The sequence below is a fragment of the Pseudorhodoferax sp. LjRoot39 genome, from assembly GCF_964253035.1.
Lineage (GTDB): Bacteria > Pseudomonadota > Gammaproteobacteria > Burkholderiales > Burkholderiaceae_C > Pseudorhodoferax.
The window spans coordinates 2,013,515-2,036,899 of the sequence record NZ_CAXUQL020000001.1 but is presented as its reverse complement, the minus strand read 5'-3'; the positions used below and the strand labels follow the sequence as shown (position 1 = coordinate 2,036,899).

The window sequence follows — 23,385 nt, the reverse complement described above, 5'->3', positions numbered from 1 at the left end:
CATGGAGACGACCACCCCTTCGGCGCGCGAGCGCATCCTGGCCACCGCGCACGACCTGTTCTACCGCGACGGCATCCGTGCCACGGGCGTGGACCGGCTGATCGCCGAGAGCGGCGTGGCCAAGCTGACCTTCTACCGCCACTTCGCCTCCAAGGACGACCTGGTGCGCGCCTTCCTGGACTACCGGCACGAACGCTGGATGGCCTGGTTCGTCGACGCGCTGGGCCGCCATGGCGCCGGCCAGGCGGCTGGCCTGCAGCCACTGCTGGGCGCGCTGGAGGAGTGGTTCCGCGCGCCGACGTTCCGCGGATGCGCCTTCATCAACAGCGTGGTGGAGGTGGGTGCCAGCGTGCAGGGCGCGGCCGACACCGCGCGGCGCCACAAGCAGGAGATGGAACAGGTGATCGCCGAACTGCTGCCGCCCGGCCCGCAGCGTGCGGCGCGCGCGCAGGCCGTGGGTGTGGCGTTGGACGGCGCCGTGGTGCGCGCGCAGATGGGCGATGTGGACGGCGCGCTGGCCGCGCTGCGCGGGCTGCTCTGAGCCGGCGCGCAGGTTTCAGTCGATCTGCAGCGGCGCGAACGACTTGACGAGGTCGTCGATGGCCTTGACCTGGGCGAGGAAGGGTTCGAGCTTGTCCAGCGGCAGCGCGCTGGGGCCGTCGCACCTGGCCTGGTCGGGGTTGGGATGGGCTTCGAGGAACAGCCCGGCCAGGCCCACGGCCATGCCGGCGCGCGCGAGGTCCACCACCTGGGTGCGGCGCCCGCCCGAGGCCGCGCCCGTGGGGTCGCGCTGCTGCAGCGCATGGGTCACGTCGAAGATCAGCGGCAGGCCACCCGTGGTCTTCTTCATCACGCCGAAGCCCAGCATGTCGACCACCAGATTGTCGTAACCGAAGCAGGTGCCGCGGTCGCACAGGATGATGCGCTCGTTGCCGGCCTCCCTGAACTTCTCGACGATGTTGAGCATCTGCGGCGGGCTCAGGAACTGCGGCTTCTTGATGTTGACCACGCGGCCGGTCTTGGCCAGCGCGACGACCAGATCGGTCTGGCGTGCCAGGAAGGCCGGCAGCTGCAGCACGTCGACCACCTCGGCCACGGGCTGGGCCTGCCAGGGTTCGTGCACGTCGGTGATGACGGGCACGCCGAACTGCGCCTTGACCGCCTCGAAGATCTTCATGCCCTCCTCCAGGCCCGGACCGCGGTAGGAGTGGATGGAGGAGCGGTTGGCCTTGTCGAAGCTGGCCTTGAACACGTAGGGAATGCCCAGCTTGGTGGTGACGCGCACGTACTCTTCACAGGTGCGCAGGGCGAGGTCGCGGGACTCGAGCACGTTGATGCCGCCGAACAGCACGAAGGGGCGGTCGTTGCCGACGGAGACGGTGGGGGTGATGTCGATCATGGGGATCATCAGGAAGGCGATGCGCGATTGTCGCGCGGACGCGCATGCCCTGCCCGTGCAGCCCCGCTGCCGGGGCTGTCCTCAGCGCTTGCCGCGCACCTTCTCGATCTCCGCCATCATCTCGGCCGCGAGCTTCTCGCCGCCTTCCTTGACGTACTTGGCGTTGACCGCGCTGACCTTCTCGCGCATGCGTGCCACCTCGGCTGCGCCCACGGTATTGAGTTGCAAGCCCTTGGCTTTCAGGCTTTCGGCCGCCTTGTCATTGCCTTCGCGCGAGACCTTGCGTTCGTAAGTACCCGCCTCGGCCGCGGCGTCCATGAGGATCTTGCGGTCGGCAGGCGTGAGCTTGTCCCACTTCATCTTGCTGAACACCACCACCAGCGGGTTGTAGGCATGGTTGGTGGCCGAGGCGAACTTCTGCACCTCCTGCAGCTTGAGCGCCTCCACCGCGGCGTAGGGGTTCTCCTGCCCGTCCATGGCCTTGGCCTCCAGGGCGCCGTAGAGCTCGGGGATGGGCATGGGCACGGCGTTGGCACCCAGCGCGGTGAAGGTCTCGATGAAGATGGTGCTCTGCGGCACGCGCAGCTTCAGGCCCGCGAAGTCTTCGACTTTCGTGATGGCGCGGCGGCTGTTGGTGACGATGCGGAAACCGTGGTCCCAGTAGCCCAGGCCGATCAGCCCCTTGTCCGGCAGCAACTCCAACAGGTGCTTGCCGACCGGGCCGTCGAGCACGGCATCGGCCTCGGCGTAGTTGCCGAACAGGAAAGGCAGGTCGAGCAGCACGAACTCCTTGGCCATGCCGGTCAACAGGCTGGGGATCACCACCGTCATGTCGATGGTGCCGCCACGCAGCGACGACAGCACGGCCACATCGCCGCCCAACGTGGCGCTGCCGAAGCTTTTCACCTCGATGCGGTTGGCGCTCTTTTGCTGCACGAGCTCGGCGAACTTGCGGATGCCCAGGCCGTGCGGATGGTCGGGCGCCTGCACATACGCCACGCGCAGCGAGACCGGCTCCTGCGCCAGCGCGGGCGCGGCCCACCCCAGCAGCGCGGCGGCCGCCAGCGACAGGAATGTTCTGGTGTTCATGGTGCGTGTCTCCTCTTGTTTGGAATCAGGGAACGACAGTCCATTGGTCGACGATGTGGTCGCTGAACTGCCGCGTGTCGATCTCGATGCCCAGGCCCGGCCCGTCGGGGATGGCGATGCGGCCATCGGGCCGCACGCCCACGGTGCCACACATGTCGCGGAACGGGTTGTGCGAGGGGTCGAACTCGAACATCGGGTAGCGCAGGCCCGGGCCGCGCAGCTCGGGCAGCCCGGCGATGAACTGCAGCGACGCGTGGAAGTTGATGGCCGTGCCCCAGACATGCGGGACCAGCGGCACGCCGTAGGCATCGGCCAGCGCGGCGATCTTGAGGCCTTCGGTGAAGCCGCCGCACAGCGCCAGGTCGGGCTGCACCACGTCGAGTGCGCCCTGCGCCAGGAAGTCGCGGAACGGCGTCACGCCAAGCAGTGCCTCGCCACCGGCCAGTGCCATCGGCAGGGCCTTGGCCAGTTGCACATAGCCGGGCAGGTTGTCGTGGCGGATCGGCTCCTCGAGCCAGACCAGGTCGCTGGGCGCGAAATGCTGCGCGAACACCATGGCCGAGCGCACCGTGGCGCCCTCGTTGAGGTCGGCCATCAGCGGGAAGGCGTCGCCCACGCGCTGGCGAAGGCGGGCCAGCAGGGCGCCCTCGGCCCGTGCATCCAGGCCCAGCCGCAGCTTCATGGCCTGGAAGCCGTCGTGCAGATAGCCATCGATGTCGCGGTCGAAGTCGCGGTAGGGATCGCTGCCGGGCTTGAGGAAGGGGCCACTGACGTAGGCCGGCACGTCATGGCGCACGGCGCCGCCCAGCAGGCGTGCGATCGGCAAGTTGGCGCGCCGCGCCGCCAGGTCCCAGGCCGCGATGTCGATGGCGCTCATGGCCATGGTGCTCACGCCGCGCCGGTCGTAGGTGAGGGTCTGGCCCATGGCGTTCCACAGCACGCGCGGCGCGCCGTCGGCCTGCGCCAGCACGGCCTGGGCCAGCCCGTTGCGGATGGCGGCGGCCGCCGCGCCCGGCATCGACCAGGTCTCGCCCCAGCCGACCTGGCCGTCCGCATCCGTCAGGCGCACCAGCAGCGTGACGCGCCGGTCGAAGAAGCGCATCGCGTTGCCGATCGGCTCGGGCAGCGTGCAGGCGATTTCGAAGCCGTCGATGCGGGCGATGCGCGAACCTTGTGGTGTCTCCATGGAGGCGGATTGTTGGGATGCGCCGACCATCCTGTCCAATACCGATCTTTCGCTGTTCCATAGACGGACTGCATACCCAAGGGTTTACCCATGAGCCTCACGCTCAGGCACATCGAAGTCATCCGCGCGGTGCTGCAGGAGGGCTCGGTCACCGGCGCCGCGCGCCTGCTGGCGGTGTCGCAGCCGGCGCTGAGCCGCACCCTGAAGAACGCCGAGGGCCGCATCGGCATGCTGCTGTTCGAGCGGCGCGGCGGCCGCATGTCGCCGACGCCGGAGGCCCTGACGCTGCAGCGCGACATCGAGCGCGTATACCGCGAGATCGAGGCCGTCGAGCGCACCTCCGGCGACCTGCGCAACCTGCGCGGCGGCCGGCTGTCGGTGGCCTGCAACCCATCCGTGGCATCGACCCTGGTCGCCACGGTGCTGGGCCAGACCACCGCGCTCGCGCCCGACGCGCGCGTGTCGATCCAGACGGCGCTGAACTACGAGGTGGTGGAACTGGTTCGCACGCGCAGTGCCGACATCGGCTACGCCTGGGACGTGCCGCGCCAGAGCGAGGTGGTGGCCGCCGAGATCGGCCGCTCGCGCCTGGTGTGCCTGCTGCCGCGCGGCCATGCGCTGGCGGCGCGCAAGTCGGTGTCGGCCAAGGACCTGCACGGCGTGCCGCTGATCTCGTTCAGCTCCACCCTGCCGATCGGCTTCGAGACCGAGAGCGCGTTCGCCGAGGCCGGTGCCACGCGCCGCATCGGCATCGAGGTGGGCCAGACCTTCGTGGCGGCCGCACTGGTGCGCGCCGGTGCCGGCATCGCCGTCGTGGACCAGCTGTCGGTCCGCGCGCTGGCCGACGACCTGGAGGTGCGGCCGCTGCTGCCCAGGCGCGCCGTGCGTCTGTACGCGATCACGCGGCCCGAGCGGCCGTCGCTGCTGGCCCAGCAGTTCGCGGAGCGCATCGCCCAACTGGCCCGCGACACCGTGCGCTGAGCACGCCGGCGTGCGGCCGGCGCCCACAGGCGTGCCGCGATCTTGGTCCACTGCGATCGCGCATTCTTGGGTCTGGTGGCCGCGCCGCCGCGTTCCTACAGTTCTTCCATCTCCCCAAGGAAGGAACATGGACACTGCAACAAGCCCACCCCTGCCGCCCGGCACGGCACTGCGCCATGCCGAGGACACTGCCGCGCTGCGCGCCTGCTGGCCCGTGGCCCGGCAGCTGCGCCCGCAGCTGGCCGGCATCGACGACTACCTGGAGCGCGTGCAGCGCATGCGCCAGCACAGCTACCGCGTGCTGGCCGCCTGGCATGGCGAACGGGTGCTGGCGCTGGCCGGCTACCGGCTGCAGGAGAACCTGGTCTACGGCCGCTTTCTGTACGTGGACGACCTCGTCAGTGCCGAAGAGCTGCGCGGCCAGGGCTGGGGCGCGCGGCTGATCGCGGCCACGCGCGCTCTGGCCGCGCAGGCCGGCTGCGCCCATGTCGTGCTGGACACCGCCATCGTCAACACCGCCGCGCAGCGCTTCTACGCGGCCCAGGGCCTGGCGAACAAGGCCACGCGTTTCAGCTGCGCCGTGCCGACGGAGGTGGCCGCATGAAGCTCCTGCACATCAGCTGCAGCCCGCGCGCGCAGGGCTCGCACAGCGCCCGGCTGGCACAGGCCATCGTGGAGCGGCTCTGCGCGCTGCATCCCGCCACGCAGGTGCAGCTGCGCGACCTGGCCACCGAGCCGCTGCCGCATGTGGACGCTGCCTACGCCGATGCGTTGGCCGGCAAGCCGCCCGTGGGCGCCGCGACCGGTGCGCTGGTGCGCTCGGACGCGCTGATCGCCGAAATCGAACAGGCCGACGCCATCGTGCTGGGCACGCCCATGCACAACTTCACCGTGCCCTCGGTGCTCAAGTCCTGGATCGACCATGTGCTGCGCATCCACCGCAGCTTCGCGCCAACACCCGAGGGCCACAAGCGCGGGCTGCTGCGCAACCGGCCGGTCTACATCGCGGTCGCCTCGGGCGGGATGTTCCTGGGCGAGCGCGCGCGCCAGCCCGATTTCCTGACACCCTACCTGCGCGCCGTGCTCAACACCATGGGGCTGCACGACCTGCATTTCTTCGTGCTGCAGGCCACGGTGCGCGGACCCGAGGCGCTGGCCGCGACCTGGGACGAAGCACTGCACCAGGTCGCGCAGTTGGCGCCGCAACAGCCCGCCCCCCTCGAACTCCAGGACTGAAGAACGATGACGCAACGACTCCTGCTCAACGACGCGGCGCCGAACGCCGCCAAGGGCCTGTACGCCACCAGCGCCTACCTCGCGCAATGCAGCCTGCCCAAGACCCTGGTGGACCTGGTCTACCTGCGCGTCTCGCAGCTCAACGGCTGCGCCTACTGCATCGACATGCACGCGCGCGACCTGCTCGCGCTGGGCATGGCCATGGACAAGCTGCTGCTGGTGCCGGTCTGGCGCGAGGCCCTGCCCTTGTTCGACGCGCGCGAGCGTGCCGCACTGCAGTGGGCCGAGAGCCTCACGGCGGTGGCGCAGACGCAGGCGCCCGACGCCGACTACGCGGCGGTGGCCGCCGTGTTCGGCGAACGCGAGATCGGCGAACTGACGCTGGCCGTGAGCCTCATGAACGCGTTCAACCGCATCGGCGTAGGGCTGCGCATGGTGCCGAAGGCGGTGGCTCAGGCCGTCGGCGCGGTCAGCGCGTAGGCCGGCACGCGCGCGGCGAAGTCCTGCAGCCAGGCCACCAGTGCCGGGTGTTCGGCGCGCCAGGCACCTGCGAAGCGCAGGTCCAGGTAGCCCAGCGCGCAGGCCTGGGCGATCTCGCCGATGTGCGGCACGCCCGTGCCGGGCACCGCGTGGTGCGTGGCCAGGTGGGCCAGGGCGCGCTCCATCTTGCCGCGCTGGTGCGCGAGCCATTGCTCGCCCCGCAGCTCGGGCGGGCGGTAGCGGCCTTCGTAGACCTGCAGGATGCAGGCGTCGACCAGGCCGTCGGCCAGCGCCTGGTGGCGCAGCACGGCCAGGCGGCCCGGCCCGGGCGGCACCAGCACGGGCGTGGCCGCAGTCTCGTTGAGGTACTCGACGATCACGCGCGAGTCGTACAGCGGCTCGCCGTCGTCCAGCAGCAGCGTGGGGATCTTGCCGAGCGGGTTCTGCTGGCGCAGCAGGTCGTTGGCGTCGTTGGTGTCGGCCGCTTCGATGCGGATGCGGTCGGCCAGGCCGGCGACGTCGGCGGCGATACGGACCTTGCGGCCGAAGGGCGAGGCGGGGGATGTGCGCAGGATGGGCATGGGCCGATGTTAGAGGTCCGTCGCGATGAGAGCCTGCAGCCGTGCCCAGTGCGCCGCGGCCTGGTCCACGCGCAGGTTGGTCACGCCCAGCAGCAGGCCGTGGTGCTCGGGGCCGGGCCGTACATACCAGGACGACAGCGGCGCGGGCGACAGGCCAAGGGCCTGGGCCGCGCGCACGACCGCCACGTCGGAACGTCCGGGCGGCAGCTTCAGCAGCACGGCCAGCCCGGCCGCGCGGTGGGTGATGCCGGCCGCGCGCAGGCAGGCCAGCAGCGCGTCGCGCCGCTGCAGATACAGGCGCTTCATGCGCCGCAGGTGGCGCAGGTGGTGGCCGCCCTGCAGCAGTTCGGCCACGGCCTGCTGCACGAGCGGAGCGGGCGCGCTGCCGCGCAGGGCAGTGGCGGCGTCGAAGCGGGTCACCTGGCCGGCCGGGACCACCAGGAAACCCAGGCGCAATGCCGGGCTGATGGTCTTGCTGAAGGTGCCCACGTGCAGCACGCGCGCGGCGGCAATGCCGGCACCGAGCGCGGGCGCGGCCCGGCCTTGCAGCTGCAGTTCGCCGAGGTAGTCGTCCTCCAGCACCCAGGCCTGCTGGCGTGCGGCCCAATCCAGCAGCGCGCGGCGCCGCGCCGGTGCCAGCGCCACGCCCAGCGGGGCCTGCTGGCCCGGCGTGACCACAGCCAGCGCGGCCTGCGGCGCCAGCGCCAGGCCGGCCGCCACGTCCAGGCCTTGTGCGTCCACCGGCACGGCCACGGTGGCCAGGCCCAGCGAGGCCAGCAGGCTGCGCGTGAGCGGATAGCCGGGCTCTTCGGTCCAGGCCTGCCCCACCAGGCCCAAGGCTTGCACCGCGAGCGCGACGGAGGCCGCGTGCCCGCCCGTCACGTAGACCTGCGCGGGGCTGCAGGCCAGGCCGCGCGCCACGGCCAGCATGGCGGCGATTTGCGCGCGCAGCGCGGGCTCGCCGCGCGGATCGGGGTAGTCCGGCGCGGCGCCCGCGGCGGTGCGCGCCGCGCGCACGAACAGGCGCGACCAGAGCTTGGCCGGAATGGCGTCGTGCGCCGGCACGCCCATCTGGAACACACCGCTACCGCGCACCAGGCCGGGCAGCGGGCTCGGCACGGCGGTGGCCGGTGGGTCGTGCTGCGGCTGCACGGGCACGCGCCGCGCCACGCGCGTGCCGGCAGCGCCCAGGGCCTGGACCAGGCCGGCGTCGATCAGCGTCTCGTAGGCCGCGCGCACGGTGCCGCGCGCCACGCCCAGCTGCGAGGCCAGGTCGCGCCAGGACGGCAGCCGCGCGCCGGGGGCCAGCCGGCCCTGCGCGATGGCACTGCGCAGGCCGGCGGCGATCTGCTCGGCCAGCGCGGCGGGCGCCGCGCGGTCGAGCGACAGCGCAAACGGCGCGGCGAGGTCGGTCACTCAGTCGGCCAGCCGCGGGGCGTCGACCAGCGTCGCCAGTGGCAGGCTGGACAGCTCGCCGAGCAGCGCCGCCAGCTGGCGGCCGGCGGCCTCCACAAGTGCGCGGCCCTTCTCGGCCGTGGCGTTGGCAGCGTTGCCGGCGGCGCCATCGGCGTTGTAGTCCTGCATCTGCCAGCCGAGCTTGGCAGTCCTGCCGTTGCCCAGGATGGGGTAGGCGGCCGCACGGTCCTGCGACGTCGAGCGGAAGTGGCGCGCCTGCGCCATGGCGACGCGGGCCGGGTCCAGCGCCAGCATCATCGAGGTTTCGATGTCGCCGCCGTGGATGCCGAAGCGGTGTTCCTCGGCGCTGAACAGGCCTTCCACCTCCTGGCCCAGCGGCAGCGTGTACCAGCTGGCGTGGTAGCACAGCAGTTCGCAGCGCGTGCGCAGGTCGCGCGCCACGATGTCCATGATGGACACCTGGCCGCCATGGCTGTTGAAGATCAGCAGCTTGCGCAGGCCGGCGCGCGCGACCGATTCGCCGATCTCCGTCCACAGCCGGATCGTGGTCTCGGCCGACAGCGACAGCGTGCCCGGAAAGCGCTCATGCTCGCTGCTGCGGCCGATGGCCTGGGTCGGCAGGAACAGCACGGGCAGCGCCTCGGGCAGGTGCGGCAGCGCGGCGGCGATGACGCCGTCGACCAGCGCAGCGTCCACGCGCACGGGCAGGTGCGGGCCGTGCTGCTCGGTCGCGGCCACGGGCAGCACGGCCACGGTGGCGGCGGGGTCCAGCCGCGCGAAGTCGCGCGTGCCGAGGTCGGACCAGAATCGCGAGGGTAGGCTCATGGCGGGCATCTTAGGCCCAGTCCGCGCGCCAAGGCCCCAGGCCAGCGGCGCGGCGGGCCGGGCGCTAACATGCCGGCCGCCCCCCGCCCCATTCCCTATGTCATCGATTCCATCCGACGCCCCGGCTCCGGCGGGGTACGGCCCCTGGGCCATCGCCGCGGCCGGCGCCGTCGGCCTGGCCATCGCCATGGGCATCGGCCGATTCGCGTTCACGCCGCTGATGCCCATGATGCTGCACGACGGCGTGGTCGATCTGGCAGGCGCCAGCTGGCTCGCCAGTGCCAACTACCTGGGCTACCTGCTCGGCGCCGTGCTGTGCACCTTGCAGCCCTGGATCTGGCGCCGGCTCGGCAACCCGCCGCCGCCCGATCCCGCGCGCATGGTGCAGGCCGGCCTCGTCGCCACTGTGCTGCTGACGCTGGCCATGGCCTTGCCCTGGCCCGCGCTGTGGCCGGCGCTGCGCTTCGCGGCCGGCGTGGCCAGTGCCTTCGTGTTCGTCTACATCTCGGGCTGGTGCCTGGCGCAGCTGGCGCGGCGCGGCCGCGGCGCGCTGGGCGGCATGATCTACGTGGGGCCGGGCACGGGCATCGTGCTGAGCGGGTTGATCGCCGGCGCGGTGGTGGCCGGCGACGGCAGTGCGCGGCTGGGCTGGCTGGTGTTCGGGGCGCTGGCCGTCGCGCTGACCGTGGCCGTGCGGCCGGTGCTGCGCCGTGGCGAGCTGCCGGCGCCGCCGGTGGCTGTGGCAGCCGGCCCGGCCGCCGCGCAACGTACGGCTTCGCGTGGCGAGGTGGCGCTGCTGGCTGCGGGCTACGGCTGCGCCGGCTTCGGCTACATCATCACCGCCACCTTCCTGCCCGTGATCGCCCGCGCGGCGTTGCCGGCCTCGGTCTGGCTCGACCTGTTCTGGCCCATCTTCGGCGTCGGCGTGATCCTCGGTGCCATGGCCACCACGCGTGTCGCCCTGAGCGGCGACATGCGCCGGATGCTGGCGCTGTGCCATGGCGTGCAGGCCGTGGGCGTGGCCATGAGCCTGGTGAGCCCTACCCTGCCGGGCTTCGTGCTGGGCAGCCTGCTGCTGGGGTTGCCGTTCACGGCCATCACCTATTTCGCGATGCAGGAGGTCAGGCGCCTGCGGCCCGCCAGCGCGGCCAGCACCATGGGGCTGCTGACGGCGTTGTACGGCATCGGACAGGTGCTGGGGCCGCCGCTGGTGGCGCTGTTGATCGGCTGGTCGGGCTCGCCAGCGCGCGGGTTCACGCTGGCGCTGATGGTGGCGGCCGGCACGCTGCTGGTGGGCGCGGCGCTGTACCTGCTGGGCGCGCGGCGCTATCCCAAGGACAGCGCGCCATGAGACCGGGTGGCCGGATGCTCGTTGCCACCCTGCTCGCGGGGCTGGCAATGGGCGCTGCGGCGATGTCGCTGGACGATGCGCTGAAGTCGCCCGCCTGCCTGGCCGCACGCGAGCGGCTCGACGCCATCATGGCCGAGCAGAAACCCGACATCGTGCTGTTGCGTGCGGCACGCCAGCGCGCGGCACGCGCCTGCTTCCGTGCCGAAGCCGATGCCCCACCGCCCTCGCGCGCGGAGCGCCCGTTGGTCGTGCTGCCGCCAGCGGCTGCACCGGCCCCCGCGGCGGCGCCCACAGCACCCGTAACGCCTACCACCACGGCACCGCCCCGGCCACAGCCCCCGCAGGTGGCGCGCTGCGACGCAGGCGGCTGCTGGGACAGCCAGGGCCAGCGGCTGAACCGCACCGGCAGCCAACTAGCCGATCCGCAGGGGCAACTGTGCACGCAGCAGGGCACGGTGCTGAGCTGCCCTTGAACGGCACGCCCGCAGCGGCGGCGCCGTATGCCGTGGCGGTGCGCGCGCTGTGCGAGTTCACGGCCAAGGCTGGCGACCTGGATCTGCGCTTCACGCCCGCGCCCACCGCGCTGGAAGGCATCGCCGGCCATGCGCTCGTGACCGGACGGCGCGCCGCGGACTACGAAGCCGAGGTGCGGGTGCAGGGCCGCCACGGCGCGCTGCAGGTGCGCGGCCGCGCCGACGGCTTCGACGCTGCCCGGCAACGGCTCGAAGAGATCAAGACCCACCGGGGCGATCTGGCGCGCCAGCCGGCCCAGCAACGGGTCTTGCACTGGGCCCAGCTCAAGGTCTATGGCGCCCTGCTGTGCGCCGAGCGCAGCCTGCCCGAGCTGACGCTGGCGCTGGTGTACTTCGACATTGCGAGCCAGCGCGAGACGGTGTTCGAGGAACGGCACGAAGCGGCTGCGCTGCAGGCCTTCTTCGAGCAGCAATGCCGGCGCTTCCTGGCCTGGGCCGCGCAGGAGCAGGCCCACCGCGCGGCGCGTGACGCGGCCCTGGCAGCGCTGGCGTTTCCGCACGCGGAGTTCCGGCCCGGCCAGCGCGATCTGGCCGAAGCCGTGTACCGCGCGGCCGCACGCGGCCGGCCTTTGCTGGCGCAAGCCCCCACGGGCATCGGCAAGACGGTGGGCACGCTGTTCCCGCTGCTCAAGGCCTGCCCGGGCAAGGGCATCGACAAGCTGTTCTACCTGGCGGCGAAGACACCGGGCCGCCAGCTGGCGCTGGATGCACTGGCGCGCATCGCGCCCGCGGGCCAGCCGCTGCGCGTGCTGGAGCTGACGGCGCGCGAGAAGAGCTGCGAGCATCCCGACAAGGCCTGCCATGGCGAGTCCTGCCCGTTGGCACGCGGCTTCTACGACCGGTTGCCGGCGGCCCGCGGTGCGGCGGTGGCTGCGGGGCCGCTGGCGCGCACCACGCTGCGCGAGGTGGCGCTGGCGCACCAGGTCTGCCCCTACTACCTGGGGCAGGAACTGGCGCGCTGGGCCGACGTGGTGGTCGGCGACTACAACTACTGGTTCGATGGCAGCGCCATGCTGTACGCGCTGGCCTTGCAGAACGAATGGCGTGTGGGCGTGCTGGTGGACGAAGCGCACAACCTGGTCGACCGTGGCCGCGCGATGTACTCGGCCGGCATGCAGCGCGGCACGGTGCGCGAGCTGGCGCGCGAGGCGCCCGCCGCGCTGCGTCGCCCGCTCGAACGGCTGGACCGGCAATGGCGCGCCCTGCTGGCCGAGGACGAGCGCCCCTACAGCACGCGCGAGGCACCACCGGCCGCCTGGGCCACCGCGCTGCAGGACGCCGCCGCCGCGCTTGGCGACTACTTTGCCGATGCCATGCCGGGCGTGCCGCATCCGCTCGATGGCGCGCTGCAGTCGTTCTGGTTCGAGGCCCTGCAGTTGCTGCGGCTGGTGCAGAGTTTCGGCGCGCATTCCATGGTCGACGTGACGCGCCTGCCGGCCGGCAGGGGCACGGGGCGCAACGATGCCGAACTGCACATCCGCAACCTGATCCCGGCCGAGTTCCTGGCACCCCGGCTGGCGGCCGCCTGGAGCAGCACGCTGTTCTCGGCCACGCTGGCGCCGCCCGCGTTCTACCGCAACACGCTGGGACTGCCGGCCGACACACCCTTCGTCGACATCGCATCGCCCTATGCCGCCGAGCAACTGCGCGTGCGCGTGGCCGACGGCATTTCCACCCGCTTTGCCGAACGGCAGGCGTCTGCCGCGCCCATTGCCGCACTGATGGCGCAGCAGTACCTGGCGCAGCCCGGCAACTACCTGGCGTTCTTCAGCAGCCACGACTACCTGGAACTGGTGGCCAACGCGTTCGCACGGATGCATCCGGCCATCCCGCACTGGCGCCAGACCCGGCGCATGGACGAGGCCGAGCGGGAGGCTTTTCTCGCCCGCTTTGCGCCCGGTGGTGCCGGCATCGGCTTTGCGGTGCTGGGCGGCAGCTTCGGCGAAGGCATCGATCTGCCAGGCGACCGGCTGATCGGCGCCTTCGTCGCCACGCTCGGCCTGCCCCAGGTCAATCCCGTCAACGAGGAGATGCGTCGGCGCATGCAGGACGCGTTCGGCGCCGGCTACGACTATGCCTATCTGTACCCCGGCCTGCGCAAGGTGGTGCAGGCGGCAGGCCGCGTGATCCGCTCGCGCGAGGACCGGGGCGTGGTCGTGCTCATCGATGCCCGTTTTGCGCGCCGTGCGGTGCGGGCCTTGTTGCCGGCGTGGTGGCCGATGACGATGCCTGCGGCCTGAGCCTTCTTTCCATCGTCGGCAGGACGATGGATTGTCGACAAACGCCATGGCGCAGCTGCAAAAGCAATAGACTGAATACAGGCCCATCAATGGGCTTTTGCAACCGACCCCACTACCAACACACGACAAGGAAGTCGACATGCACCCAGCCCATGCGACACAAGGCAGCACAGCCGATGCCGGACGCCATCCCCTGCTGCGGCACCGTGACGGGCACCACGCCCGTGTGACCTTCGAGGAGCTCTTCTTCGACCTGGTCTATGTGTTTGCCGTCACGCAGCTCAGCCACCAGTTGCTGCACCACCTCACGGTCGCCGGCGTCATCGAAGTGCTGATCCTGTGGTTCGCCGTCTGGCTGGGCTGGCAGTACACCTGCTGGGTGACCAACTGGTTCGATCCCGAGACGCCGCACATCCGCGGCCTCATCTTCGCCAACATGCTGCTGGGTCTGGTGATGGCCTCCAGCATCCCCCAGGCCTTTGGGGAGCGCGGGATGGTCTTCGCGCTGTCCTATGTAGCCATCCAGGTCGGGCGCACGGCCTTCATCGCCCTGCAGTTGCCGTCCGGCCATGCGCTGGCCGCGAACTACCGGCGCATGCTGGTCTGGCTCATGGTCTCGGCGCCATTCTGGATCGCAGGCGCACTGGCCGAGCACGAGACGCGCGCCTTGCTCTGGTTCATTGCAGTCGTGTGCGAGTACGGCGCACCGATGGTGGGCTTCGCCGTGCCGGGCATGGGCCGCTCCAACACCCGGGACTGGACCATCGAGGGGGGGCACCTGGCGGAACGCTGCCAGTTGTTCGTCATCGTTGCGTTGGGCGAGACCTTGCTGGCCACCGGTGCAAGCCTGTCCGACGTAGGGCACTGGTCGTCCGAGGTGCTCCAGGCGCTGGTGGCCACCTTCCTGGGCACGCTGGCCATGTGGTGGCTGTACTTCGGCACGTCGAGCAAGGACGCGAGCGAAGCCATCATCCGCTCGGACGACCCCGGCCGGATCGGAGCCTACTTCCACTACGTCCACGCCATCCTGGTGGCCGGCATCATCGCCACGGCGGTCGGCAACGACCTGGTGCTGGGCCACCCGCACGCCATGCCTACCGCAGCACAGTTGGCCGTCCTGCTGCTGGGGCCGGCGATCTACCTGCTCGGCAGTGCGGTCTACAAGTCCATCGTGTACGGCGGGGTGGCCATCTCGCACATCGCCGGTGCCGCAATGCTGTTGGCACTCGTCCCGATCGGCCTGGCAGGCAACATGCTGCTGATGGGGTGGCTGACAACGGCCGTGGTGCTGGTGGTCAGCGTCTGGGAAACACAGCTGCTGCGGCGTCGCCGTCGGGCGGCATGACGTGGCATCACGACCTCGCGCAGAACCTCACCACGACCTCATGCCACGTCGAAAATCTTGACACCCCCTCACCAAAAGCGCCTGCAGAAGTCACACATACCTTTGTTTTTATTGGAATTTCTATGCAAGGCATGGTAGTTGCTGACTATTTCACACCAACCTCGTTGGGCAGCTTTTCACCCCAGTTCACCGCCTGAAGGAAACGTCATGAACCTGACCCGCTTCAAACTTGGCCACCTCGGCCTCGCCGCCGCAGCCCTGTTCGCTGCTTCCGCCGCTTCCGCAGCCCCGATCACCAACTGGGACTACACCGTCACCAGCTGGTTCAGCAACGGCGCGGACGCACCCGCAGCCAATTCGTCGGGCGGCGGCGTCGGCTTCACGGCCGGTGACGGCGTGACCAAGTTCGTGCCGTCCGGCACGACTGCAGGCGCCCCGGCCAACGCGAACTCCGCATGGAGCATCTCGCCGCTGGAACTGACCTGGGGCCGCAGCAGCGGCACCATCGCTGCCGGCACGCGCAGCGGTCTGGGCATCACGGAAGCCAATGCCACGGCAGGCACCACCTCCACGAGCGCAGGCTTCACCTCTGGCAATGTCGTGACCGGTGGCGGCTTCGAAGCAGCCAACGCCTACACCCACTACAACCGCGCCAGCATCGGCGCCAACAGCTGGACGCTGCAATCGACCGTCATCGATGCCACGCTGGTGCTGACGGCAGACGGTGGCTCGCCGGTCATCCCGTTCGTCGCGAACTACCAGATCCGTTTCGTTGAAACGCCCAACACCACCGCTGGTTGCCCCACGGCACTGACCGACGCTGCAGTTTGCAGCGACATCTTCGTGCTCGACGGCCTGCTGGGTCAAAGCTTCAACTACGGCGGCTACAAGTACACCTTCGACTTCACCGCCACCGGCAACTTCGGCGAGCTGCTGCCCGCCCAATGCGCACTGGCAGGTGTGGCCGCTGGTTGCATCGGCTTCTCGACCCCCGAAGGCGTGAACTACACCACGGACTTCCAGTTCCGCATCAAGGCTGAAGAAATCCCTGAGCCGGGCTCCATCGCGCTGCTGGGCGCTGGCCTGCTGGGCCTGGCCGGCATCCGTCGCCGCCAGCAAAAGAACAAGGCCTGATTTTTCAGCCTTGCTCCCAAAACCCCGCCTAGGCGGGGTTTTTTTATGGGGTCGACAGTTGCCACAGTAGGCGCGTCGCCCGTTGAGGGACGCAGGATCGCCGAGGATCTCGCGACGTCGACGCGCAGCCCCGCCGGGGCGGACATCATCTGCTTGCGCCTGCCCGCCCCCCCTTGCAATGACAGCCCCCCCCGGCAACGCCACCTGTCTACATCGCGCACCGGGCTGTCACGTCTTGTCCACCACGCGGACCGGGCGACTTCCTATGGGGTGGTCAACGAACTGCGCCGGACTGCAAGGCCGAACGTGCAGCGTCTGCAATGGCCTGCGCGTCCACGCCGAAGTAGCGGCGAAGCGCCGAACGTGTATCGCTGCGCCCGAAGCCGTCCGTCCCCAGGGTCACGTAGCGACGGGAGGCAGGCACACCCGCGCGCAGGCTTTCAGGCACGGCGCGCACATAGTCGCTGGCCGCGACGACGGGGCCTTGGCCAGCCATCAGTTGCGCCAGGGTGGCGCGGCCGGCCTCACGCGCCAGCTCGCTCCAGCTCGTGACGCTCAGGACTTCGCTGCCGATGCCCTCGGTGGCCAGTTGCTCGGCCGCCTTGATCACCTCGGTCAAGATCGCGCCCGAGCCCATCAGCGTCACGCGCTGTCGGTCCTGCGCGCCGTACACGCCGAAACGGTAGCCGCCGCGCACCACGTCCTCGGCCACACCCGCGGGCAGACTGGGCTGGGCGTAGTTCTCGTTCATGAGCGTGACGTAGTAGAAAACGTCCTGCTGCTCCACCAACATCTCCCGCATGCCAGCGTCCACGATCACGGCCATCTCGCCCGCGAAGGCCGGGTCGTAGGCCTTGCAGTTCGGGATGGTGGCGGCCACCAGGTGGCTGCTGCCGTCCTGGTGCTGCAGGCCTTCGCCGCCCAGCGTGGTGCGGCCCGAGGTGGCGCCGAGCAGGAAGCCGCGCGCGCGCTGGTCGGCCGCGGCCCAGATCGCGTCGCCCACGCGCTGGAAGCCGAACATCGAGTAGTAGATGTAGAACGGCAGCATGGCCAGGCCATGCACGCTGTAGCTGGTCGCGGCGGCGGTCCAGCTCGCGATGGCGCCGGCCTCGCTGATGCCCTCCTCCAGGATCTGGCCGTCCAGCGCCTCGCGGTAGCTCAGCACCGAGCCGATGTCCTCGGGCGCGTAGCGCTGGCCCACGCTGCTGTAGATGCCGACCTGCTTGAACAGGTTGGCCATGCCGAAGGTGCGGGCCTCGTCTGCCACGATGGGCACGATGCGCGGGCCCAGCTGCGGGTCCTTGAGCAACTGGCCCAGCAGGCGCACGAAGGCCATGGTGGTGCTCATCTCCTTGCCCTCGGCGGCCAGCGCGAACTGCGCGTAGCCGGCCAGCGGCGGCACCGGCAGCACGTCGCAGGCGGTCTCGCGCCGCGGCATGTGGCCGCCCAGTGCGCTGCGGCGTGCGCGCAGGTACTGCATCTCGGCGCTGTCCTCGGCTGGCTTGTAGAAGGCCAGGCCGCGCGCCGCCTCGTCGCTGAGCGGCAGGTCGAAGCGGTTGCGGAACGCGATCAGGTCGTCATCGTCCAGCTTCTTCTGCGAATGCGTGGTCATGCGGCCCTGGCCGGCCGTGCCCATGCCGTAGCCCTTCTTGGTGTGGGCCAGGATGACGGTGGGCTGGCCGGGGTGGGCAGCGGCAGCGGCGTAGGCCGCATGGATCTTCACGAGGTCGTGGCCACCGCGGCGCAGCCGGTCGATCTGCTCGTCGGTCATGCCCTGGGCCAGGCGGCGCAGGGCTTCGTTCTGGCCGAAGAAGTGCTCGCGGTTGTAGCGGCCGTCCTTGGCGGCGAAGGTCTGCATCTGGCCGTCCACGGTGTGGGCGAAGGCACGGGCCAGCGCGCCTTCGGTGTCGCGCGCGAACAGGCCATCCCAATCGCTGCCCCAGACCAGCTTGATCACGTTCCAGCCGGCGCCGGCGAACAGCTGCTCCAGCTCGTCGATGATGCGGCCGTTGCCGCGCACCGGCCCGTCCAGCCGCTGCAGGTTGCAGTTGACCACCCAGACCAGGTTGTCCAGCTTCTCGCGCGCGGCCAAGGTCAGCGCGCTCATGGACTCGGGCTCGTCCATCTCGCCGTCGCCGAACACGCCCCAGACCTTGCGTCCGGCGCCGTCCAGCAACTGGCGGTGGCTCAGGTAGCGCATGAAGCGCGCGTGGTAAATCGAGCTGATGGGCCCGATGCCCATGGAGCCGGTCGGGAACTGCCAGAAATCCGGCATCAGCCAGGGGTGTGGGTAGCTCGACAGGCCGCGCGCGCCGGCGCTTGGTGCCGTGATCTCCTGGCGGTAGTGCAGGAGGTCGGCCTCGCTGAGCCGGCCTTCCAGGAAGGCGCGCGCATACACGCCCGGCGCGCTGTGCGGCTGGAAGAACACCAGGTCGCCCCGGTGCTGCGCGTTCTTCGCGTGGAAGAAGTGGTTGAAGCCGACCTCGAACAGGTCCGCAGCGCTGGCGTAGCTGGCGATGTGGCCGCCCAGCTCGCCGTAGGCCTGGTTGGCGCGCACCACCATGGCCAGCGCGTTCCAGCGCATCAGCGAGCCCAGCCGTTCTTCCAGCGCCAGGTCGCCCGGGAACACCGGCTGCTGCTCCACCGCGATGGTGTTGACGTAGGGCGTGGCCAGGGCCGGCTTCCAGCCGATGCGCTGCGCGCGCGCCAGCCGGGCCAGCTCGTCGAGCATGAAGCGCGCACGCTCGGGTCCACCCGCGGCCAGCAGCGCGGTGAAGGCCTCGCGCCATTCGGCGGTCTCACCAGGGTCGGCATCGTCGGCGTCGTGGGGCAGCAGGTGGGCCAGCGGGGAAGGAGCGTTCATGGCGTCAAGGAAAGAACGGGAAGGTGGCCGGACTCTAGCCCCTGCTCCGCGACAGATGTTGCCGATGTGTCAGCATCGCGGCCTTCGAGCAGCACAAAATGCTGCCACAACCAGAATCGGAGGCACGCAATGAACCTGGACGCCACGGATCTGCGCATCCTGGACGAGCTGCAGCGCGATGGCGGGCTGTCCAACGTGGAGCTGGCGCGGCGCGTGCACCTGTCGCCCTCGCCCTGCTTGGCGCGCGTCAAGGCGCTGCAGGCAGCGGGTGTCATCACCGGCTACGTGGCGCTGGCCGATCCGGCCCGGCTGGGCCTGGGCCTGAACGTGTTCATCTCGATCAGCCTGACGCGCCAGAGCAAGGAGACGCTGGCCGACTTCGAGCAGCGCATCGCGCTGCACGACGAGGTCATGGAGTGCTACCTGATGACCGGCGACAGCGACTACCTGATCCGCGTGGCCGTGGCCGACATGGCGGCGCTGGAGCGCTTCATCCTGGAGCAGCTCACGCCGATCCCGGGCATCGAGAAGATCCGCTCCAGCTTCGCGCTCAAGCAGGTGCGGTACAAGACCGCCCTGCCACTGCCGGCCGCGTCCGCCTGAGCGGGCACACTCCCTCATTTTTTCGCCAAGGAGACCGACCGATGCACGTCGTGCACCACATCACCGAACTGCGCCAGGCCCTCGCGGCTGGCCCCCGCCCGGCCTTCGTTCCCACCATGGGCAACCTGCACGAAGGCCACCTGGCCCTGGTGCGCCAGGCCAAGGCCAGCGGCCTGCCGGTGGTGGCCAGCATCTTCGTGAACCGGCTGCAGTTCGCACCGCACGAGGACTTCGACCGCTACCCGCGCACCTTGCCGCGCGACAGCGAGCTGCTGGCCAGCGCCGGCTGCGACTTCGTGTTCGCGCCCGACGAGGCCGAGATGTACCCCACGCCGCAGGCCTACAAGGTGGCGCCGCCGGCGGCGCTGGCCGACATCCTGGAGGGCCATTTCCGGCCCGGCTTCTTCACCGGCGTGTGCACTGTGGTCATGAAGCTGTTCCAGATCGTGCAGCCCGGCCTGGCGCTGTTCGGCAAGAAGGACTATCAGCAGCTGCGCGTGATCGAGGGCATGGTGCGCGACTTCGCCATGCCGATCACCGTCGTCGGCGGCGAGACCGTGCGGGCCGAAGACGGCCTGGCGCTGTCCTCGCGCAACGGCTACCTGGGCGCCGACGAGCGGCAGCAGGCCACGGCCCTGGCCGCGCAGCTGCGTGCCGTGGCCGACGCCGTGCGCGCCGACCCGGCCCGCACCGAGGCCGCCGAACAGGCAGCCATGCAGGCCCTGCGCGCGCTTGGCTGGGCGCCCGACTACGTGGCCGTGCGCCAGCGCAGCGACCTGCTGGCGGCAACCAAGGCCGACACGCCGCGCGTGGTCGTGGCCGCGGCCCGGCTCGGCAACACGCGGCTGATCGACAACCTGGAGTTCTGAGCTGCCGCGCGCGCCCGGAATCTGCCAACATCGCGCGCCATGAAGATCCTCGACGCCTTTGCCGACACCAGCCGCTTCCGCACCCTGCGGCGCGACATCCACGCCCACCCCGAGCTGGGTTTCGAAGAAGAGCGCACCAGCGCGCTGGTGGCACAACTGCTGGGCGAATGGGGCGTGGAGGTGCACCGCGGCATCGCCGGCACCGGCCTGGTCGGCGTGCTGCGCGGCCGCCGGCCCGACACCGGCAAAACCATCGGCCTGCGCGCCGACATGGACGCGCTGCCGCTGCAGGAGGTCAACGGCTTCGCCCACCGCTCCACGCACGACGGCCGCATGCACGCCTGCGGCCACGACGGCCACACCACCATGCTGCTGGCCGCGGCCTGGCACCTGGCGCAGCAGCGTGACTTCGCCGGCACCGTGCACTTCATCTTCCAGCCGGCCGAGGAGATGGGCAAGGCCGGTGCCAGGAAGATGATCGACGAGGGCCTGTTCGAGCGCTTCCCCTGCGACGCGGTGTTCGCGCTGCACAACTTCAACCTGGGCCGCGTCGGCAACTTCGCACTGAACCACGGCGCGCTGATGGCCTCCAGCAACACCTGGCGCATCACCGTGCGCGGCAGCGGCACGCATGCCTCGATGCCGCACACCGGGCTGGACCCGGTCGGCGCGGTGCTGGAGATCGCGCAGGCGCTGCGCAGCCTGGTGGCACGCACGATCCCGAGCACCGAGCGCGCGCTGCTGGCCGTGACCCAGATCCAGGGCTCGGACGCACCCAACGTGATCCCGGACCTTGCCTGGGTCGGCGGCACGGTGCGCACCTTCTCGGTCGAGGCGATCGACAAGATCGAGGCGCGCCTGCGCCGGATCGCCGAACACATCGCCCTGGCCCACGAATGCACGGCCGAGGTGATGTTCCGCCGCGCCTCGCCGCCGGTCGTCAACCACCCGGCCGAGGCGCGCTTCGCTGCCGAGGTGATGCGCGAGATCGTCGGCGCGGACATGGTCGACGAAGAGCTGCCGGGCGTGCTGGGCGCCGAGGACTTCGCCCACATGCTGATGGTGCGGCCGGGCTGCTACGCCTTCCTGGGCAACGGCGACGGCGACCACCGCATGGCCGGCCACGGGCCGGGGCCCTGCATCATCCACAACACCTCGTTCGATTTCAACGACGAGATCATCCCGATTGGCGCGAGCTATTTCGTGCGCCTGGCCGAGCGCTGGCTGGCCTGACCCGCGCGCTGGCGCCGTTCTTGCAGAACCTGCCGTTTCCCCCACCCCAGGAGTCACCCCATGTTCCGCCCCACCCTCTCGCGCCTGCTGCCGCTGCTGGCGGCCGGCCTGCTGTGCGCCGCGCTGCCGGCCCAGGCCCAGCGCGTCGTGCGCATCGTCGTGCCCTTCGGCACCGGTGCGGTGCAGGACACCATCGCCCGCGCCATCAACAACGAGCTCGGCCAGGCCCTGGGCGCCACCGTGATCGTGGAGAACCGCGCCGGTGCCGGTGGCAGCGTGGGCACGGGCTACGTGGCCAAGGCCGCGCCCGACGGCAACACGCTGGTGCTGGCGGCGGCGAGCCACCACATCGTCGGCCACCTGTACAAGAAGCTCGACTACGACCCGCTGAAGGACTTCGTGGGCGTGGGCTACATCGGCAACTCGGGCTACGCCATCGTGGCGCCCGCCGCCCTGGGCGCCAGCAACACGCGCGAGTTCATCGCCGCCGTGAAGGCCAAGCCGGGCGCCACCAACTACGCCTCGGCCGGCAACGGCAGCGCCACGCACCTGGGCATGGCCTCGTTCGTGGCCAAGGCCGGGCTGGACATGCAGCACATCCCGATGAAGTCCACCGGCGACGCCGTCAACGAGGTGCTGGCCGGCCGCGTGCAGGCGGTCACCTCCTCGCTGATCGGCGTGATGGGCTACAAGGACGACCCGCGCGTGAAGTTCATCGCCTACACCGGCAAGCAGCGCTCGCGCTTCCTGCCCGACCTGCCGACCGCGGCCGAGAGCGGCCTGCCGGGCTACAGCTTCGATTCGTGGATCGGCCTGCTGGCACCGGCTGCGCTGCCGCGTGCCGAGCTGGACAGGATCAACGCCGCGCTGCAGAAGACGCTGGCCGACCCGGCCGTGCAGGAGCGCCTCGGGCGGCTGGGCGTGGAGACCGCGACGATGGCGCCGGACGCCTTCCAGCAGCTGCTGCGCGCCGACTGGGACAACGCGGGCACCATCGTCAAGGCCTCGGGCGCCAAGGTCGAATAGGCCTCACTGCGCGGCCAGCCGGGCCCGTGCCTGCGCGCGGAACGCGGTCGGCCGCAGGCCCGTGTGCTTCTTGAAGAAGCGGCCGAAGTAGGCCTCGTCCTCGAAGCCCAGCTCGGCCGCGATCTGCTTGACCGACAGCGAGGAGTAGACGAGCTCGCGCTCGGCCTCGTGCACCACGCGCGCATTGACCACCGCCTGCGCCGACGCCCCGAGCAGCTCGCGCGTGAGCCGCGTGAGCTGGCCCAGCGTGATGCCCAGTGCCTGCGCATAGCCCTGCACGGGCAGGCGCTCGCGAAAGCGCGCGTCCAGCAGCGCGCGGAAGCGCTCGATCTGCGCCGCCTTGCGCGAGCGCGTGCTGTGCACGGCCCCGCTGGCCGAGGCGGCCACCCGCGCCACCTGCACGAACAGCGCGGCCAGCAAGGCCATGCCGGCGCGCATGCCGCCGTCGGCCAGCAGTTGCTGCTCGCGGCCGATGGCCTCGAACAGCGGCAGCAGCACCTGGGCGTGGCGGCTGTCCGGCGGCACCTCGAGCACGGCCGGGCGGCGCAGGTGCTCCAGCAGCTGCGGCGCCGTCAGCGCGGCCAGCGACTCCAGCGGCTTCTGCGCGGCCGTGATCACCGGTCCGTCCGTCGCGGGATGGAAGCTGAAGCCGTGCACCGCGCGCGCCGGCACCACGATCAGGCAGGGCGGCCGCAGCACCCAGCGCACGCCGTCGATGACGGCCTCGCCCTCGCCGCCGTGCGTGAGGTAGAGCAGCTGCACCAGGCCCTCGTGGAAGTGCAGGTCGATCTCCCAGTCGAACAAGCTGGAGCGTTCGGGGATGGCTTCCAAGTGCACCAGCTCGGCCCAGGCCGGTTGCTGGTCGCTGCTGCCGTAGAGCGCGAAGCTGCGCACGGTGCCAGGTTGGGTGCGCATGGCGCGTCTCCTCGTGATGCACGGATTGTCCGGTTCATGGCCGGCTTTGTCGATTGAAGCGAACGGCCCGCAGCGCGATG

At 70.6% G+C, this 23,385-nt stretch carries 22 protein-coding genes; 14 read left to right on the top strand and 8 right to left on the bottom strand.

Features of this window, described 5'->3' with window-relative positions; genetic code table 11:
- Position 1: 1 nt before the first annotated feature.
- The gene (locus ACSQ4M_RS09660; protein WP_436189353.1) at positions 2-541 is read left to right on the top strand and encodes a TetR/AcrR family transcriptional regulator; all 540 of its coding nucleotides are present in this window, start codon (positions 2-4) and stop codon (positions 539-541) included.
- 15 nt (positions 542-556) lie between these two features.
- On the opposite strand, the gene kdsA is transcribed toward ACSQ4M_RS09660, so the two are convergent.
- From kdsA to ACSQ4M_RS09645, 3 genes are all read right to left on the bottom strand, one after another.
- Complete coding sequence (gene kdsA / locus ACSQ4M_RS09655; RefSeq protein ID WP_436189352.1) at positions 557-1,399, bottom strand: 3-deoxy-8-phosphooctulonate synthase; 843 nt, start codon at positions 1,397-1,399, stop codon at positions 557-559.
- 81 nt (positions 1,400-1,480) lie between these two features.
- Entirely contained in the window at positions 1,481-2,488 is a 1,008-nt protein-coding gene (locus ACSQ4M_RS09650) for a TRAP transporter substrate-binding protein (protein ID WP_436189351.1), read from the bottom strand.
- Positions 2,489-2,513: 25 nt separating this feature from the next.
- Positions 2,514-3,674 carry a mandelate racemase/muconate lactonizing enzyme family protein gene (locus tag ACSQ4M_RS09645; protein ID WP_436189350.1) on the bottom strand — a complete coding sequence of 387 codons (1,161 nt, stop codon included), beginning with the start codon at positions 3,672-3,674 and terminating at the stop codon, positions 2,514-2,516.
- Between the two features lie 90 nt (positions 3,675-3,764).
- Between ACSQ4M_RS09645 and ACSQ4M_RS09640 the strand changes: the two genes are divergently transcribed.
- The 4 genes from ACSQ4M_RS09640 (at position 3,765) to ACSQ4M_RS09625 (ending at position 6,371) form a co-directional block, all read left to right on the top strand.
- Positions 3,765-4,655 carry a LysR substrate-binding domain-containing protein gene (locus tag ACSQ4M_RS09640; protein WP_436189349.1) on the top strand — a complete coding sequence of 297 codons (891 nt, stop codon included), beginning with the start codon at positions 3,765-3,767 and terminating at the stop codon, positions 4,653-4,655.
- Positions 4,656-4,782: 127 nt separating this feature from the next.
- Positions 4,783-5,259: a GNAT family N-acetyltransferase gene (locus ACSQ4M_RS09635; RefSeq protein WP_436189348.1), complete on the top strand. Its 477-nt coding sequence runs from the start codon at positions 4,783-4,785 to the stop codon at positions 5,257-5,259.
- Positions 5,256-5,891 (top strand): FMN-dependent NADH-azoreductase, encoded by a 636-nt coding sequence (locus tag ACSQ4M_RS09630; protein WP_436189347.1) that lies wholly within the window; start codon positions 5,256-5,258, stop codon positions 5,889-5,891. Before ACSQ4M_RS09635 ends, ACSQ4M_RS09630 begins: the two co-directional genes overlap by 4 nt.
- A gap of 6 nt (positions 5,892-5,897) precedes the next feature.
- Entirely contained in the window at positions 5,898-6,371 is a 474-nt protein-coding gene (locus ACSQ4M_RS09625; RefSeq protein ID WP_436189346.1) for a carboxymuconolactone decarboxylase family protein, read from the top strand.
- Here ACSQ4M_RS09625 and ACSQ4M_RS09620 read toward each other — a convergent pair.
- From ACSQ4M_RS09620 to ACSQ4M_RS09610, 3 genes are read right to left on the bottom strand one after another with little or no spacing between them, the layout of a single operon-like run.
- Complete coding sequence (locus ACSQ4M_RS09620) at positions 6,344-6,952, bottom strand: glutathione S-transferase family protein (RefSeq protein WP_436189345.1); 609 nt, start codon at positions 6,950-6,952, stop codon at positions 6,344-6,346. The genes ACSQ4M_RS09625 and ACSQ4M_RS09620 overlap by 28 nt on opposite strands.
- 9 nt (positions 6,953-6,961) lie before the next feature.
- Positions 6,962-8,368 (bottom strand): PLP-dependent aminotransferase family protein, encoded by a 1,407-nt coding sequence (locus ACSQ4M_RS09615; RefSeq protein WP_436189344.1) that lies wholly within the window; start codon positions 8,366-8,368, stop codon positions 6,962-6,964.
- On the bottom strand, positions 8,369-9,193 hold the full coding sequence (locus ACSQ4M_RS09610) for a creatininase family protein (RefSeq protein ID WP_436189343.1): 825 nt from the start codon (positions 9,191-9,193) through the stop codon (positions 8,369-8,371).
- Positions 9,194-9,290: 97 nt separating this feature from the next.
- Here ACSQ4M_RS09610 and ACSQ4M_RS09605 point away from each other — a divergent pair, with 97 nt between their 5' ends.
- From ACSQ4M_RS09605 to ACSQ4M_RS09585, 5 genes are all read left to right on the top strand, one after another.
- The gene (locus ACSQ4M_RS09605) at positions 9,291-10,544 is read left to right on the top strand and encodes a YbfB/YjiJ family MFS transporter (protein WP_436189342.1); all 1,254 of its coding nucleotides are present in this window, start codon (positions 9,291-9,293) and stop codon (positions 10,542-10,544) included.
- Between the two features lie 14 nt (positions 10,545-10,558).
- Positions 10,559-11,017, top strand: a complete 459-nt coding sequence (locus ACSQ4M_RS09600; protein ID WP_436189341.1) for a hypothetical protein — start codon at positions 10,559-10,561, stop codon at positions 11,015-11,017.
- Positions 11,014-13,317, top strand: a complete 2,304-nt coding sequence (locus tag ACSQ4M_RS09595) for an ATP-dependent DNA helicase (protein WP_436189340.1) — start codon at positions 11,014-11,016, stop codon at positions 13,315-13,317. Before ACSQ4M_RS09600 ends, ACSQ4M_RS09595 begins: the two co-directional genes overlap by 4 nt.
- 139 nt (positions 13,318-13,456) lie before the next feature.
- A complete protein-coding gene (locus ACSQ4M_RS09590; RefSeq protein ID WP_436189339.1) occupies positions 13,457-14,662 on the top strand; it encodes a low temperature requirement protein A in 1,206 nt (401 codons plus the stop codon).
- A 207-nt stretch (positions 14,663-14,869) separates the two neighbouring features.
- Positions 14,870-15,796: a THxN family PEP-CTERM protein gene (locus ACSQ4M_RS09585; RefSeq protein ID WP_436189338.1), complete on the top strand. Its 927-nt coding sequence runs from the start codon at positions 14,870-14,872 to the stop codon at positions 15,794-15,796.
- A 274-nt stretch (positions 15,797-16,070) separates the two neighbouring features.
- On the opposite strand, the gene mdeB is transcribed toward ACSQ4M_RS09585, so the two are convergent.
- The gene (gene mdeB / locus ACSQ4M_RS09580) at positions 16,071-18,659 is read right to left on the bottom strand and encodes an alpha-ketoglutarate dehydrogenase (protein WP_436189337.1); all 2,589 of its coding nucleotides are present in this window, start codon (positions 18,657-18,659) and stop codon (positions 16,071-16,073) included.
- Positions 18,660-18,788: 129 nt separating this feature from the next.
- Here mdeB and ACSQ4M_RS09575 point away from each other — a divergent pair, with 129 nt between their 5' ends.
- From ACSQ4M_RS09575 to ACSQ4M_RS09560, 4 genes are read left to right on the top strand one after another with little or no spacing between them, the layout of a single operon-like run.
- Positions 18,789-19,262 (top strand): Lrp/AsnC family transcriptional regulator, encoded by a 474-nt coding sequence (locus ACSQ4M_RS09575; protein ID WP_436189336.1) that lies wholly within the window; start codon positions 18,789-18,791, stop codon positions 19,260-19,262.
- Between the two features lie 41 nt (positions 19,263-19,303).
- Positions 19,304-20,131, top strand: coding sequence for a pantoate--beta-alanine ligase (gene panC, locus ACSQ4M_RS09570; RefSeq protein ID WP_436189335.1), 828 nt, complete (start codon positions 19,304-19,306; stop codon positions 20,129-20,131).
- A gap of 39 nt (positions 20,132-20,170) precedes the next feature.
- Positions 20,171-21,364 (top strand): M20 aminoacylase family protein, encoded by a 1,194-nt coding sequence (locus tag ACSQ4M_RS09565; RefSeq protein ID WP_436189334.1) that lies wholly within the window; start codon positions 20,171-20,173, stop codon positions 21,362-21,364.
- Positions 21,365-21,424: 60 nt separating this feature from the next.
- Positions 21,425-22,390: a tripartite tricarboxylate transporter substrate binding protein gene (locus ACSQ4M_RS09560; RefSeq protein WP_436189333.1), complete on the top strand. Its 966-nt coding sequence runs from the start codon at positions 21,425-21,427 to the stop codon at positions 22,388-22,390.
- A 3-nt stretch (positions 22,391-22,393) separates the two neighbouring features.
- Here the strand turns inward: ACSQ4M_RS09560 and ACSQ4M_RS09555 are convergent, their stop codons facing one another.
- A complete protein-coding gene (locus ACSQ4M_RS09555; protein ID WP_436189332.1) occupies positions 22,394-23,305 on the bottom strand; it encodes a helix-turn-helix domain-containing protein in 912 nt (303 codons plus the stop codon).
- Positions 23,306-23,385: the final 80 nt, after the last annotated feature.